This is a genomic window from Nocardia sp. NPDC055053, assembly GCF_053608285.1.
The window spans coordinates 409474-424398 of sequence record NZ_JBSGVD010000001.1 but is presented as its reverse complement, the minus strand read 5'-3'; the positions used below and the strand labels follow the sequence as shown (position 1 = coordinate 424398).

Annotated in this window: 11 protein-coding genes; 4 read left to right on the top strand and 7 right to left on the bottom strand. The window is 69.2% G+C overall.

Annotated elements, in window-relative coordinates; genetic code table 11:
- Positions 1-129: 129 nt before the first annotated feature.
- Positions 130-1632, bottom strand: coding sequence for a diguanylate cyclase (locus ACWF82_RS01915; RefSeq protein ID WP_452496974.1), 1503 nt, complete (start codon positions 1630-1632; stop codon positions 130-132).
- A gap of 297 nt (positions 1633-1929) precedes the next feature.
- Between ACWF82_RS01915 and galK the strand changes: the two genes are divergently transcribed.
- From galK to ACWF82_RS01895, 4 genes are all read left to right on the top strand, one after another.
- Positions 1930-3051, top strand: a complete 1122-nt coding sequence (gene galK, locus ACWF82_RS01910; RefSeq protein ID WP_452496973.1) for a galactokinase — start codon at positions 1930-1932, stop codon at positions 3049-3051.
- 151 nt (positions 3052-3202) lie between these two features.
- The gene (locus ACWF82_RS01905; protein ID WP_452496971.1) at positions 3203-4915 is read left to right on the top strand and encodes a sodium:solute symporter family protein; all 1713 of its coding nucleotides are present in this window, start codon (positions 3203-3205) and stop codon (positions 4913-4915) included.
- 12 nt (positions 4916-4927) lie between these two features.
- A complete protein-coding gene (locus ACWF82_RS01900) occupies positions 4928-5176 on the top strand; it encodes a hypothetical protein (RefSeq protein ID WP_452496969.1) in 249 nt (82 codons plus the stop codon).
- Between the two features lie 100 nt (positions 5177-5276).
- Positions 5277-6623: a family 1 glycosylhydrolase gene (locus ACWF82_RS01895; protein ID WP_452496967.1), complete on the top strand. Its 1347-nt coding sequence runs from the start codon at positions 5277-5279 to the stop codon at positions 6621-6623.
- A gap of 58 nt (positions 6624-6681) precedes the next feature.
- Here ACWF82_RS01895 and ACWF82_RS01890 read toward each other — a convergent pair whose 3' ends face one another.
- The 6 genes from ACWF82_RS01890 to ACWF82_RS01865 all read right to left on the bottom strand — a co-directional run bounded on the left by ACWF82_RS01890 (position 6682) and on the right by ACWF82_RS01865 (position 14924).
- Positions 6682-8262, bottom strand: a complete 1581-nt coding sequence (locus ACWF82_RS01890) for an alkaline phosphatase D family protein (RefSeq protein WP_452496966.1) — start codon at positions 8260-8262, stop codon at positions 6682-6684.
- Positions 8263-8315: 53 nt separating this feature from the next.
- Positions 8316-9023 carry a hypothetical protein gene (locus tag ACWF82_RS01885; RefSeq protein WP_452496964.1) on the bottom strand — a complete coding sequence of 236 codons (708 nt, stop codon included), beginning with the start codon at positions 9021-9023 and terminating at the stop codon, positions 8316-8318.
- Positions 9024-9138: 115 nt separating this feature from the next.
- Positions 9139-10608 (bottom strand): PepSY-associated TM helix domain-containing protein, encoded by a 1470-nt coding sequence (locus ACWF82_RS01880; protein ID WP_452496963.1) that lies wholly within the window; start codon positions 10606-10608, stop codon positions 9139-9141.
- Between the two features lie 282 nt (positions 10609-10890).
- Complete coding sequence (locus ACWF82_RS01875) at positions 10891-11451, bottom strand: hypothetical protein (RefSeq protein WP_452496961.1); 561 nt, start codon at positions 11449-11451, stop codon at positions 10891-10893.
- A 55-nt stretch (positions 11452-11506) separates the two neighbouring features.
- Positions 11507-13165 (bottom strand): acyl-CoA synthetase, encoded by a 1659-nt coding sequence (locus tag ACWF82_RS01870; protein ID WP_452496960.1) that lies wholly within the window; start codon positions 13163-13165, stop codon positions 11507-11509.
- Positions 13166-13298: 133 nt separating this feature from the next.
- The gene (locus ACWF82_RS01865) at positions 13299-14924 is read right to left on the bottom strand and encodes an acyl-CoA synthetase (RefSeq protein WP_452496958.1); all 1626 of its coding nucleotides are present in this window, start codon (positions 14922-14924) and stop codon (positions 13299-13301) included.
- Position 14925: the final 1 nt, after the last annotated feature.

The window sequence follows — 14925 nt, the reverse complement described above, 5'->3', positions numbered from 1 at the left end:
CCGTTGCTTGCTCCTTCGTCGCGTACGCAACGGTGCCTGACCGGCGGGACGGCCGCGACGGCCGACTGCGTCGGCCTGCCCCTCCTCGGGGTCGGGGCGTGCGGGCTGGGTGGGGAGGTCCGTCGCCACTTACACGGCTGTGCTGCTTCGGTTTCCCGCGTGGAGTACCGCGCGGTGGGCTGGTGCCTGGCGCAGGCCGTCGTGGAAGGCGAGGCCGAGCCGGTATTCCTTGGCGTGGTACATCGCGGCATCGGCTTCGCGGATCAGGTCGTAGACCGTGGAATCGGTCGGTCGGGTGGTCAGGCAGGCGACGCCGATGCTGGCGGTGATGGGGATCTCGCCGCAGCTCAGGTCGAACGGGCGGATGAACGCGCCGAGCAGCTGCTGGGCGAGCACGGCGGCTTCGGCGCGGGATCGGGTGGCGAGGACGACGAACTCGTCGCCGCCGTAGCGCGCGGCGATGTCGGTGCGCCGGGTGGTGCGGCGGATGCGGGCGGCGGCCTCGGCGATCAGCTCGTCGCCGACGGCGTGCCCGTAGCTGTCGTTGACCATCTTGAAACCGTCGAGGTCGATGAACAACAGGCACAACGGTTTTCCGGCCCACTCCCGGCGGTGCCGGTGCGGTGCGCGCAGCAGCGCGGCCCGGTTGAACAGGCCGGTGAGCAGATCGTGGTCGGCCTGGTACTGGGCCCGTCGTTCGCTGCGCAGGCTGCGCGCGATGGCGCGTTCGCTGCGCACCAGGACCCCGACCAGCAGCAGGGTGAGCAGCAGGCAGATCACCACGCGGTCGCCTGCCCCGAGGTCGGCGCCGACGACGCTGACCAGCGAGGCGGCCACCAGGGCCACCGCGATCACTCCGGCGCGCCTGCGGGAGCGATGCGGGTGCACGTCGTCGGCCGCGTGCGTCGCGCCCATGGTCGGATGCAGCGCGGCCAGCCCGGCCAGCAGGTACGCCCACTGCTGCGACACCAGTGCGAATTCGCTGCCGACGATGACAGTGCCTGCCGCCGTGAGACTTTCGATCAGTCCGCCGACGAGCACCGCGATCAGCGCCGCCTGGAGCAGCCGTAGCGAGGTCTCCGTGCGGACCACCGTGGCCAGGGAATGCGCGAGCACGGTCAGCAGCAGTGCGTCGATCACCGGATAGCTCGCGGCCAGCACGGTATCGAAACCGGTGGGGTTGCGCAGGATCGGTGAAATCAGGAACGTCCACGATGCCAGCAGGGCGCTGAGCCCGATCAGGGTCGAGTCGAGCCACAGATCGCGGGTGCCGACCAGCCGCCGTGGTTGCAGCCAGCCCACCGCGGCCAGCCCCAGACACAGATAGGCGGCCACGGTGCACAGATCGTCGACCGGATGCCAGGACGGGTGCACGCCGAGTTTCCGTATCGCGGTGCCCGCGGCGAACAGCGGAACCGAAGCGGCCAGCAGATACCAGGGCAGCCGATGGGCGGGCCGGTGGCTGTAGAGGCCGATGCCGATCATCGCCAGACTGGCCGCGACGATGACGACGAGCAGGAGAAACGACAGCGACCGCGTCCCGAACAGTGGCGCGATCAGCACGGCCCCCGCCGCGCCGAGTAGGACCGCGCACCAGCGCAGGCTCCCATTGCATGTCTCGCTGATGGTCATCGACACCCCCTCGATCTTGCTGCGCACGCGACGAGCGCCGATCGAACGGGAGGCCGTGAATTCTCGCGCGGGGCGTCGGCCGAGGAGTACCGAGTGTTGTCGTCCGAGCAGAATTCCCAGCCGGCGGGCACCGGCGCTCAAAACCTTTACAACTCAGTCGATCATGACACGTTCCGTGGTCGGCTGTCGCGCCCTTGACGGCATTTCCGGATATCGATTCGGCACCCGATGTTCGGCACCGGCGAGCGGGGGTGTGTGCTGGGATCGCGCAGCGGACGAGCGGCGAAAGGAATTCGGGTGGACAGGTGGATCGCGCCGGGCCGGGTCAACATCATCGGCGAGCACACCGACTACAACGACGGGTACGTGCTGCCCATCGCCTTGTCGCTCGGTGTCGTCTGCGCGGCCGAGCGTGGCGACGACGGGCAGGTGCGGCTCACCTCGGCGCAACGCCCCGGCGAGGTTGTCGTGGTCGCCGTCGATGATCTTGTGGCGCAGCGTGAACGGGTCCCGCGATGGGCGCGCTATCCGCTCGGTGTGGTGGACGAATTCGTGCGCGGCGGGAATCCGATCGCGGGGGTGCGCCTCGATGTCGACGGTGCGGTGCCGATCGGTGCGGGTCTGTCGTCCTCGGCGGCGCTGTGCTGCGCGGTGACGGTGGCGCTGCGCGATCTTTTCGCCCCCGACCTCACCGATCGCGCGCTCGTCGAGATCGCCCACGCCGCGGAGAACGGATTCGCCGGAGTCCCGACCGGTGTCCTCGACCAGTCGGCCTCGATCCTGTGCACCGCGGGCCATGCGCTGTTCCTCGACGTACGCGGGTTCACGGCACCCGACGGCCCCGAACCCGGTGCCGCGGAGCAGATTCCGTTCGACCTGGCAGCGGCGGACCTCGCGCTGATAGTCGCCGACACCGGCCATCCGCACGACCTGGCCGACGGCGGATACGCCGAGCGCAGGGCGCAGTGCGAGGCGGCGGCCGCCGCGCTGGAGGTGCGCGCCCTGCGTGACGCCACCGAGGCCGACCTGGCCCGCCTCGACGACCCGCTGCTGCGGCGACGGGCAACCCACGTGGTCACCGAGAACGCGCGGGTACTCGCGGTCGTCGACCAGTTGCGGTCAGGCGCCGACCCGCGTGCCGCCGGCGCGCTGCTCACCGCCTCGCACCGGTCGCTACGGGCCGACCTCGAGGTATCGGCGCCCGCCCTCGACCTCGCGGTCGACGCGGCCATCGACGCGGGCGCCCACGGCGCGCGGATGGTCGGCGGCGGTTTCGGCGGCAGCGTACTGGCCCTGGTCGACCGCGCGGACACCGACCGTGTCGCCACGCGGATCGAGCGACGATTCGCGGCAGCGGGTTTCGCGGCACCCCGGATCTTCACCGTCGAACCGGCCGCGGGGGCACACAGACTGGACTGAACAGAAGTTCACTAATCCCGATTCGGCATGTGACCCGGGACACAGGCGCGCACAGTGGAAGCACCCCGACAACGTTCGGCGGGCGACGCGGCCCGCGCCGTCGCCAACGACGCCCGTGCGCCGCCCGGTTCCAGGCCAGGAGGGACACGCTGTGCCGCTTGCCGTTTCCACTCTCGACGCGTCCTCGACCTTGCGTCTCGATGCCGGTCCTGTCGACTACGCGCTCGTCGCCCTGTACTTCGTCTTCGTTCTCGGCATCGGGTTGATCGCCCGGCGCCGGGTGTCGACCAGCGTCGACTTCTTCCTCTCCGGCCGGTCGCTGCCCGCCTGGGTGACCGGCCTCGCGTTCATCTCCGCCAATCTGGGCGCGGTGGAGATCATGGGCATGTCGGCCAACGGCGCCCAGTACGGTTTCCCGACGTTCAACTACTTCTGGATCGGCGCCGTCCCCGCCATGCTGTTCCTCGGTGTGGTGATGATGCCGTTCTACTACGGCTCCAAGGTGCGGTCGGTGCCGGAGTTCATGCGCAGGCGCTTCGGCACCGGCGCGCACCTGGTGAACGCGCTGAGCTTCGCGCTCGCCCAGGTGCTGATCGCGGGCGTGAACCTCTACCTGCTCGGCACGATCCTCAATGTGCTGCTCGGCTGGCCGCTGTGGATCTCGGTGGTCGTCGCCGCGGTGATCGTGCTCTCCTACGTGACCCTGGGCGGGCTCTCGGCGGCGATCTACAACGAGGTGCTGCAGTTCTTCGTGATCGTCGCGGCACTGCTGCCGCTGACCCTGGTCGGCCTGCATCGCGTCGGCGGCTGGGATGGCTTCAAGGACAAGGTGACCGCCTCACCGGGCGGCGCCGACCAGCTGCAGACCTGGCCGGGCAATGCGATGAGCGGGTTCACCGACAATTTCGCCTCGATCATGGGCATCGTGTTCGGCCTGGGATTCGTGCTCTCCTTCGGCTATTGGACAACCAATTTCGTGGAGGTACAGCGAGCCCTCGCGACACACTCGATTTCGGCGGCGCAGCGCACGCCGATCATCGGCGCGTACCCGAAGATGTTCATTCCGTTGATCGTCGTCATTCCCGGCATGATCAGCGCGGTACTGGTGCCGCAGATGATCGAATACAAGCAGCAGGTCACCGCGAATCCCGATTTCGAGGGCGACGTCACCTACAACCAATCGCTGCTGTTCCTGATGAAAGAGGTGCTGCCGAATGGTCTGCTCGGCGTTGGCCTCGCGGGTCTGCTCGCGGCGTTCATGGCGGGTATGGCGGCCAATGTCTCCGCGTTCAACACCGTGTTCAGTTACGACCTGTGGCAGCAGTACGTCCGCAAGGACCGCCCCGACGGGTACTACCTGAAGGTCGGCAGGCTGGCGACCGTCGGCGCGACGATCGCGGCGATCTTCACCGCGTTCATCGCTGGCGGCTTCAGCAACATGATGGACTACCTGCAGACGCTGTTCAGCTTCTTCAACGCGCCGCTGTTCGCGACATTCATCCTCGGCATGCTGTGGAAGCGGATGACGCCGACGGCGGGCTGGGTCGGCCTGGTCAGCGGCACGCTGGCCGCGGTCTTCGTGTTCCTGCTCAACGAGACCGGGGTGACCAGTCTGTCCGGACAGGGCGCGAGCTTCGTCGCCGCGGGCGCTGCCTTCGTGGTCGATATCGTCGTCAGCGTGGCGGTCACCCTGGTGACCAGACCGAAACCCGCCGCGGAACTGGTCGGCCTGGTGTACTCCGAGACACCGAAGGCGCTGCGCACCGACGCCGACGCGGACTCGCTGCCGTGGTACCAGCGCCCCGTCCTGCTCGCGGGTATCGCGCTGGTGCTGGTCATCGCCCTCAATATCGTCGTCGGATAAGGAGTCAGGGCAATGCTTTTCGACATCCGCACCATCATCGGCGCGCTTCTCGGCAGCTATGGCGTCGTGCTGGTGATCACCTCGCTGGTGCAGGACACCGCGGCGCAGGAGGCCAAGACCGGCGGCATCGATGTGAACCTGTGGGCGGGCCTCGGCATGCTCGGGGTCGCCGTCGTGTTCATCGGCTGGGCATTGCTGCGGCCGGTGCAGGTCCCCGAGGCACCGGAACCGGCCTCGGCGGACGTCACCCCGGACCGGTAACCGTCCGTCTCCCTGAATCCCGCACAGATTGGACAGGTGACCAGTAAAGTCCGGGCTGCTGACATCACAGCCGCTCGAACATCTGGGAGATCCTGCCGATATGAGACGCACGCGCATCTTGTGCACGATTCTGGCGGTTGTCGCCATGGCGGCCGGCGGGACCGGCATGGTGAGCGCGGCGCCCGGCAGCAGCGGGTCGGGCACGGGCAGCGCCGCGGCCGCGCCGACGAGCGTGCCCGCACTCGGCGCCGACTTCCAGTGGGGTGTCTCCATGTCGGGGTTCCAGTCCGAAGGCCTTGCGCCGGACAGCAACTGGAGCAGATACGCCGACTCGGGGAAAGCTCGCGACCGGTACGGGAATTCGGTCGACTTCTACTCCCGGTATGCCGAGGACATCGATCTGGCGGCCGGGCTGGGGGTGCGGGTCTTCCGGCTCAGTATCGAGTGGGCGAGGGTGCAGCCGCGGGCGGGGGTGTGGGACGACAACGACTTCCGGTTCTACGACGCGGTTCTCCAGAAGATCCGGGCCGCGGGGATGCGCCCGATGCTCACCCTCGACCACTGGGTCATCCCGGGCTGGGTGGCGGACAAGGGCGGCTGGACGAACGAGGGCATGGTGTCGGACTGGCTGGCCAATATGCGCCGGGTGGTCGATCGGTACGCGGCATTCGATCCGCTGTGGGTGACCATCAACGAACCGATGGGGTATGTGGCCCAGTCGATCAAGATCGGTGACATCGGGCCGCTCGACGCCGTGCCGATGTTCGATCGGCTGGTGCGGGCACACGAGGGGATCTACGACTACATCCACCAGCGCCAGCCTGGGGCGAAGGTGACCAGCAATGTGGCGCAGTACCCCATCGTGCAGAATCTGACGGATCTGCTGTTCGTCGACCGGGTCCGGGACAAGCTCGACTACCTCGGGATCGACTTCTATTACGGGGTCTCGCTACAGCATCCGCCGACTACCGCGCTGCTGGGCGACGAGCTGTGGAAGAACGCGATCGAGCCCGAAGGTATCTATTACGACCTGCGCGCGTACGCCGAGAAGTTCCCGGACCTGCCGATCTACGTGGTGGAGAACGGGATGCCGACGGAGAACGGCGCGGCGCGGCACGACGGCTACACCCGCGCGGATCATCTGCGCGACACCGTGTACTGGATCCAGCGCGCGGTGCTCGACGGCATCGATGTCATCGGCTACAACTATTGGAGCCTTACCGACAACTACGAATGGGGCAGCTACGCACCGCGTTTCGGCCTTTACACCGTGGACGCGACATCGGACCCCGGCCTGACTCGCCGCCCCACCGACGCGGTGGCCGCTGTCCGGGGCATCACCGCGTCCAACGGAGTCCCGGCGGACTATCGCCCGACGCGCAAACCCGCGCTCTGCTCCGTCGTCTCTCCGCTGCAGAGCTGCCTGCGTCCGGTCTCCGTACCGTGAGCACCTGTCGTTCTGGCTCGGGGCAGCGGTGCCGACACGCCCCGGATCGGCGACGTCCTCACGCCGGACTGGCTCCAGGAACACCGTCCTGCACGACGAAACTCGCCCTGGTGGTCACCGGCGCGCCGGGGCGGGTGACATACGGGACGACCCGGAAATCGTTGCGCCACAGCCGATGATCCAGCTCCACCCGCGCGTAGCCGCGCTGGCGGTTGTAGAACTTCATGTCCGGGTTCGCCGCAAGCAGTGCCCGCCCGGCGTCACTGATGTCGGCGCCGTCGCCGCCGGTGGTGATCGACGTGCCGGTGAATTCCGTGGCGACGACCGGTGATTCGGGGACGCTGTAGTCGCGGCGCAGGTCGGCGACATAGTTCTCGTGCCGGTCACCGGTGATCACGACCAGGTTGCCCGCCGCGCGGTCGGCGGCGGTGCCGAGCACCGTGTTGCGGTCGGCGATGTAGCCGTCCCAGGCGTCGGTACCGAGCAGCAGCTCCGGTCCAGGGTCGTAGTCGGACTGCGCCATCGCGACCTGGTTGCCCAGCACCTGCCAGCGAGCGGGGGAGGTGGCCAGTCCGTCGACGAGCCAGTCCCGTTGCGCCGCACCGAGGATCGTGCGATCGGTGGCGTAGCGCTCGGAGCAGCCGGTCACCGCTTTGCCGTCGCCGCAGGCCTGCGCGGAGCGGTACTGCCTGGTGTCGATCATGGTGAACTCGGCCAGATCGCCGAAGCGGTAGCGGCGGTGCAGACGCATGCTCGGCCCTGCGGGCAACTGGGCCAGCCGCATCGGCTGGTGCTCGTACATCGCCTGGAACGCGGCGGCTTTGCGGCGGCGGAACAACGGCGACAGCCGGTACACGTCGAAGCCGAGTCCGGGATGCACGCCTGCCCAGTTGTTGTCGAGTTCGTGGTCGTCGAGGGTGACCAGCCAGGGGAACGCCGCGTGGGCCGCCCGCAGCGGTGCCTCGGCCTTGACCTGGGCGTAGCGCAGCCGGTAGCCGGCCAGGTTCACCGCTTCGCCCTCGAGCTGCGGTGGCGTGGCCGCGCCGCGGCGCGCGAGCAGCCAGGAGGTCTCGTAGATGTAGTCGCCCAGATGCACGACCAGGTCGAGGTCTTCGGCGCCGAGGTGCTCGTAGGCGGTGTAATAGCCCGAACTCCACGATTGGCAGGACGCGAAGGCGAACCGCATCCGGCTGGTCGGGCTGCCCGGTGCGGGCGCGGTGCGGGTGCGCCCGGTGGGGGAGATCTCCGAGCCGGCTCGGAACCGGTAGTAGTACCACCGGTCCGGCGCCAGCCCGGAGACCTCGGGGTGCACGCTGTGGCCGAGCGCGCGGGTCGCCACCGCCGAGCCCGTGGCTACGACCTTGGTGAATCGTTCGTCCTCGGCGACCTGGTAGTCGACGGTCACCGAGGCGAGCGGCATCCCGCCGTAGCCGTCCGGGGCGAGCGGATCAGGCGCGAGGCGGGTCCACAGCACCACGCCGTCCGGCGTCGGTTCCCCGGAGGCGACGCCGAGGGAGAACAGCTCGCCGAGCCGCCGTGGTGCCGGGAACCTTGCACTGCTCACCGCCGACACCCCGGCCAGCGCCGCGACCGAGCCGGTCACGCCGTAGCGCAGGAGTTGTCGACGGGAGACCACCATGTGTCGATTCTGTCCGGTTCGGTGCCCGGAGCGCGAGGAATGCGGTGATCCCGCTACTTGGCGGGCGGCGTGAACGGCGCGTTGATCGTGGTGAAGTACTGGATCGCCGCACCGACCGCGACCGGCGCGGTGATGAAGATCTGCCCCGCCAGCGCGCCCACCGGACCCGCGACCAGCGCGCCCGCGATGCACCCGACCGCCGCGGCGGGCAGGAACGGACCGAACAGCCCGACGATCGTCGCCATGATGACGGTGCCCGACAGGACGCCACCGAGCACGCAGCCGACGGCAGCGCCGCCGAGGCCGCCGACCAGCGCGCCGACCGACGCGCCGAGGCTGATCGTCGCGGTCATCCGGCTCCAGGCGTCCTTCTCGCGGTCGTACTCCGTCTTCCACGGCGCGGAGTTCTCGAACGGCAGCGCCACCGGCTTGTACACGGCCTTGGCCGGGTCGAGCTGCGGGGTGAGAGTGGCGGTGCGGCCGGTGATCTCGGCGGCGATCGGGAACTCGAAGTCGTCGAGCCGGAAGTGCAGCGGGGTCGCGGCGACGGTGGTGCCGTCGGCGGCCTTGACCTTGAACGCACCGTCCTCGGCGACCAGCGAACCCGCGTCGGTGCTGATGAGCGAGGCGCCGTCGACCGCTTCGGCGGTGAAATTGATCGGCGCCTGGTCGGTGCCCGGCGCCGCGTGCACGGTGGTGGCGGCGACGGTCCCCGCGGTCAGCAGGGCGGCGGTGGCGAGGGCGATCTTGGTGGTCTTCATGGAAGTTTCCTTCATCGAATGGAGCGTCTGCGGGCGCGCGCCATCGCGACGGCGCCCGGCAGCGGGAAAGTGGTTGTCGGCGAAGCGCTTTCGCTGCGCCGTGTGGGGGAGTGGGTCAGGCTGACGGCTGGGCGCGCGCGGCGAGGCCGAGCGCGACGTCGACGATCAGGAAGCCGAGCAGGCTCAGCCCGACCAGGGGGACGAACCAGCCGATCACCACGGCCGCCGCGATCAGCGGCACGGTGATCCACAGCGAGGTCTTGCGCAGCACACCACGGCGCGGTGCGGCGCCGACCGCGAAACGGCTCGACGTGCGGGTCGGCCGCCGCTGCCACCACATCAGGTAGCCGAGCACGATCATCGCGCAGAGCCCGAGTGCCACCGCGAGCAGCAGCAACTGGTTCGGCAGACCGAACAGCAGACCCATGTGGAAGGCGATGCCCCAGTTGGTCAGCTTGGCCATCAGCGGCCAGTCGGCCCAGGCGAGCTGGTCGGTGACCGCCCCGGTGGCGCCGTCGATCGCGACCGCGTCGATGGTGTAGATGCCGGGCTTGCGCAGTTCCTTGACGCTGAACGCCTTCTCCGGCTTCGCCGGGATCGCGATCTCGGCGGCCTGGGTGATGCCGTTCGAGCGGGCGATCTCCCACACGGCGTCGAGCTGGGCGATCCGGCCCGCCGGATCGACCGGCGCGGGCGCGGTGTGGCCGGCGCTGTGGTGGTCGCCGCCCGCGGACTGCGCGGGACCGGCGGTGCCGGGCAGCTTCACGTCGATCGCGGGGGTGGTCCAGCTCATTTCTTTCCGCAGCGCGGTGACGTTCTCACCGGCGTAGGTCGACCAGGTCATGCCGGTCGCCGACAGCAGCAGCACCACGGGCAGGATCCAGAAGCCGACGGCGCCGTGCCAGTTCAGCGTGCGCCGCTTGGGCTCGGACAGATCCGGCGCGAGCAGCCACCGCGCCGCCCGCTTCGCCCGGCGCTTGCGCACCCGGTGCACCCACAGCACGAGGCCGAACAGGGCGATCACCCACAACCAGGACGCGGCCAGCTCGCTGTAGAGCCTGCCGGTCTCGCCCAGGTGCAGGCTGCGATGGAACTCGCTGATCCAGGTCCGCAGCGGGAGCGCGCCGCTGCTGCCGTAGACGACGGACTCACCGACGGGCTGCGCGGTGTGCGGGTCGACGAACACCGAGAGCCGCTCGGAATCGCCGAGGGTCGGGTCGTTGAACAGGACGCGGGTGGTCTCGCCATCGCTCGGGGCCGGGGCAACGGCGACCAGGGTCAGGTCGGGCTTGGCGGCGACCGCCGCGCCGACCTGCGCCGACAGTGCCTGATCGGGGCCGGCGGTATCGACCTGCAGCAGGTCGCGGGAGACGAACCCTTCGATCGTCGGTGCGATCGCGTACAGCGCGCCGGTGAGCGCGGCGATCAGGATGAAGGGGGCGACGAAGATTCCCGCGTAGAAGTGCAGGCGCATGGCCAGCGGATACAGGCGCGTGCCCCGGCGGGTGCCGGAGCGCGACCGTCCACCGGATTCCGGTGGCGCCGAAGTGGGTTCCTCGGCCGGACGGGTGTCCGTGATGCTCATGATGATTCGTTTCTGGAGTACTGGAAACCCGGTGCGCGCGGATCGGTCCAGGTACGCGGCGCCGACCGCGACTCCGTGACCGGTCGCAAGGGCTGCGTCCGGCGGAGTGCGCGGTGGGTGAACCGACGTCCGAACTCGGGCGGGCCATGGATCGGCCGCGCCGACGCGCTCTCGCGGCCGGTCGGCGACTGCGCGTGTGCGCATCGTGGGGTCGCCGATCGAGCCGTGGCGGTCGCGCGGACAGCGCACGGCGAAAGACCGTGCACCGGGTGAGGGAAGATGTCAGAAAGGAATCGCGAGCGGCGGACCGCGGGTGCGCGGCGATTGCGCGGCGAAGATCCGCAGGATGACACGGTCGCGGTGGACCAGGCGCAGCGGCGCCGGGTCGGGAATGCGGGGGGAGCGGTAGCGCAGCGGCAGGATCCGCGCGAGCGCGGCACTGCCGATCCGATACGCGGCCTCGGTGCCCAGGATGATCGCGGCGGCCAGGGCCGCGGCGACGATGTGCGCGGTGAGCATGCCGAGACCGAGCGAATCGTCACCGTGATGGGCATGCCCGGACCAGCTCATGGTCGTGTGGCCGAGCAGTTGACCGCCCAGCAGTACAGCGGCCAGTCCCGTCGCGCCGCGGCGCAATGGGCCGATGCCCGCGACCACCGCGCCGACCACGGCCGATACCGCGGCCAGCAGCACGACGGTGGTGCTGCCGGGCAGCGCGCCACCGGAAGCCAGCCCGTGGGCGGCCAGCGAGAGCGCCCCCGACATCGAGCCCGCGCAGGCGCCGCGCAGCCGCGCGCCGACGGCACGCGACGGCGCTGACGCCTGCTCGAACTCGATGATCACCGGCTGATTTTAGACCACCGGTACCGGCCGCTCGGCCGGACCGGGACAGGCAGGCTCACGCCTCGTCGAAATCCATCTCGATCAGCGGCTTGCGCAGCAACTTGCCGGTCGCGTTGCGGGGCAGTTCGTCGACGAAGATCACCTCGCGCGGCACCTTGTAGCGGGCCAGGTTCTCGCGGACGTACTCCTTGATCTCCTTGGCGTCGCGCGCCGAGTCGGGACCGGGAACCACGATCGCGCGCAGCCGCTTGCCGTAGTCGCGGTCGTCGACGCCGACCACGGCCGCCTCGAACACGTCCGGCCTGCCCGCGATGAGGTTCTCCACCTCGAGCGGGAAGACGTTCTCACCACCGGAGACGATCATGTCGTCGTCGCGGCCGTCGATGTAGAGCAGCCCGTCGGCATCGAAATGGCCGACGTCACCGCTGGACATCATGCCGTCGACCATCTCCTTGGTCCGGCCGTCGGTGTAGCCGCTGAACGCGAAGCCGTTGTCGACGAAGATGGTTCCGGTGACGTTCGGCGCGGTGATCGGCTTGCGGTTCTCGTCGAGCAGCACGATCCGGATGCCGACCGGTGCCTTGCCCGCGGTGGTCGGCGCCTTGCGCAGGTCCGCCGGGGTCGCCACCGTCATCACGGCGCACTCGGTGGAGCCGTAGAGGTTGTAGAGGCTGTCACCGAAGTAGTCCAGGGTGCGGGTCACCACGTCGGGCGCGATGGCCGAGCCGGCCGCGAAGATGACCTTGATGGTCTTCGGGTCGTACTTCGCCAGGATCTGCTCGTCCAGATCGAGGATGCGCTGCAGCATCGTCGGGACGACGACCAGCGAATCCGCCCGGTACCGCGCGATATTGGCGAGGGTCTTCTCCGGATCGAACCGGCGCTGCTGGAAGATCACCCGGTTGCCCAGCGCCAGACCGAGGGTGAACTGCGACAGGCCGGTGCCGTGGAAGATCGGCGCGGCCATGATCATGGTGCCGTTGTTGGGCAGCGGCACCCGGTCGACGAACTGCGCGGAGGCGAACGGGCTCACCTTGTCGCGCGGGGCGCCCTTGGGCGTTCCGGTGGTGCCGCTGGTCAGGATCACCATGCCGCCCGGCTTGCTCGGCGGGGTCAGCGGCGTGACCGAACGACCGGCCGAGAGCGATTCGACGGTCGGGATCGAGGAGTCGACGCCGTCGGCCTCGTCGACCCAGGTGAGGATGCGCGGGATGTCGGCGGGAATGGCGCTCATCAGGTCGACGAACTCGCTGTCGTGCAGCACCGCCTTGACCTTCTCGCGCGCGGCCACGTCGGCGAACTGCGGCTTGGCGAAACCGGTGTTCATCAGCACCGCGCGCACGCCCAGCTTGCCGGCGGCGAGCAGGCTCAGGACCATGCCGCGGTGGTCGCGGGCCAGCACCGCGACCACATCGCCCTCGTTGATCCCGCTCGCCCGCAGCCCACGGGCCAGGGCATTGGACTGCTCGTCGAGCTTGCCGAAGGTGAGCTCACCGCGCTCGTCGACGATGGCGCCCGCGTCCGGCCGCGTCTGCGCGGCGTGCATGACCACGCCGGCGAACGGGCCGAACTTGGAGACATTGCGGAACGAGCGGGCGGCGTGATCGAGGCGCAGCGGATTGAACAGCTTGCGATCCATCATCACTTTGACGCCGAGCGCGAAATCACCGGCGCGCCGGGCGGTTCCACCGAGCGCGGGCAGAGACAGAGACATCGAACAGCCTTCCGGCAGACCGATCCCACGACGAACACCCGTGGGGCCGGACCGCGTCATCGAGATCCAGTGCTGGTGCTAACAGTAGCAAGCATCCCGGGCCGGTTGTGCTCTGTCTCTCAGGCCTCCGACCTCACTGTGACACCTCATAATCGATGAGGACCCGCCGCAAGATCTTGCCGGTCGCGTTGCGGGGGAGTTCGTCGACGAAGACCACCTCGCGCGGCACCTTGTAGCGGGCCAGATTCTCCTTGACGTGCGCCTGGATCGCGGCGGCGTCGGTGTTGTGGCCCTCTTCGAGGACGACGAAGGCGCGCAGCCGCTTCCCGAACTCCACGTCGTCGACGCCGACCACCGCGACGTCGAACACGTCGGGCCGCTCCACCAGCAGGTTCTCCACCTCCTGCGGGAAGACGTTCTCGCCGCCGGAGACGATCATGTCGTCGTCGCGGCCGTCGACCATGAGCAGCCCGCTCTTGGTGAGGTGTCCGAGGTCGCCGCTGGACATGAAACCGTCGATGATCTGCTTGTTCCGGCCGTCGGTGTAGCCCTCGAAGGGCGCGCCGCTGCGCACGAAGATCCGGCCCGCGGTCTCCGGCGTCGTGACCCGCTGATCGTTCTCGTCGTAGAGACGGACCTCGCAGGTGATCGGCGAGCGGCCGCAGGTACCCGGTGCCTCGGCCAGCTCGGCCGGGTTCGCGATGGTCGCGATGGCCACCTCGGTCGACCCGTAGAGGTTGTAGAGGACCGGCCCGAACGCCTCGGTGGCGCGGATGCACAGCTCGGGCGAGAGCGCCGACCCGGCGAACAGGATCACCTTCAGCGAGGAGGTGTCGTACTTGGCGCGGACCTCGGGGGGCAGTTCGGTCAGCCGGTGCAGCATCGTCGGCACGCACACGAGCATCTCGACCTTGTGCTCGGCGATCGCGGCGAGGGTGGCCTCGGCATCGAAGCGGCGGCGCATGACGATCTTGTTCGCCAGGATGGTGCCGACCAGCCAGGTACCGAGACCCGTGCTGTGGAAGATCGGCGAGACGATCATCATGACGCCACGCTTGGGGAAGGGCACCCGGTCGACGAACTGCGCGGTCGCCATCGGCGTCACCTTGGTGCGCGGCGCGCCCTTGGGCAGGCCGGTCGTGCCGCTGGTGAGGATGATGAAGCCACCCGGCTTGCTCGGCGCGGGCAACGGCTCGGTGGAGTTGCCCGCGATGAGGTCGTCGAAGGTGGCGGCGCCCTCGGGTAGCTGGGCGCCCTCGTCGACCCAGGTCAGGAAGCGCGGCAAGTCGGCGGGCAGCGCGTCGAGGAGGCCGATGAACTCGCTGTCGTGCAGCACGGCACGGACCTGCTCGCGCTCGCACACCTCGGCGAACTGCGGTTTGGCGAAGCCGGTGTTCATCAGCGCGATCCGCGCGCCCAGCTTGCCCGCGGCGATCATCGACATGATGAGCCCGCGGTGGTCGCGGGCCAGCACCGCGATCACCATGCCCTCGCCGATGCCCGCGTCGTGCAGGCCGCGCGCGATCGCCGTCGACTGCTCGTCGAGTTCCCGGTAGGTCAGCTCGCCGCGCTCGTCGGCCAGCGCGACCTGATCGGGCGCGACCCGGGCGGAGTGGCGGACGAGGGTGGCCTGCGGGCCGTAGATCTTGGATTCCTTCATCGTCCGCAGGGTCTCGACCGGCTTCGTCGGGTCGGTGACGCCGCGTGACCGCAGCACTCCGAGCGCCTTCACAGTTTCGAGCAGATGGCTCACGTTCACT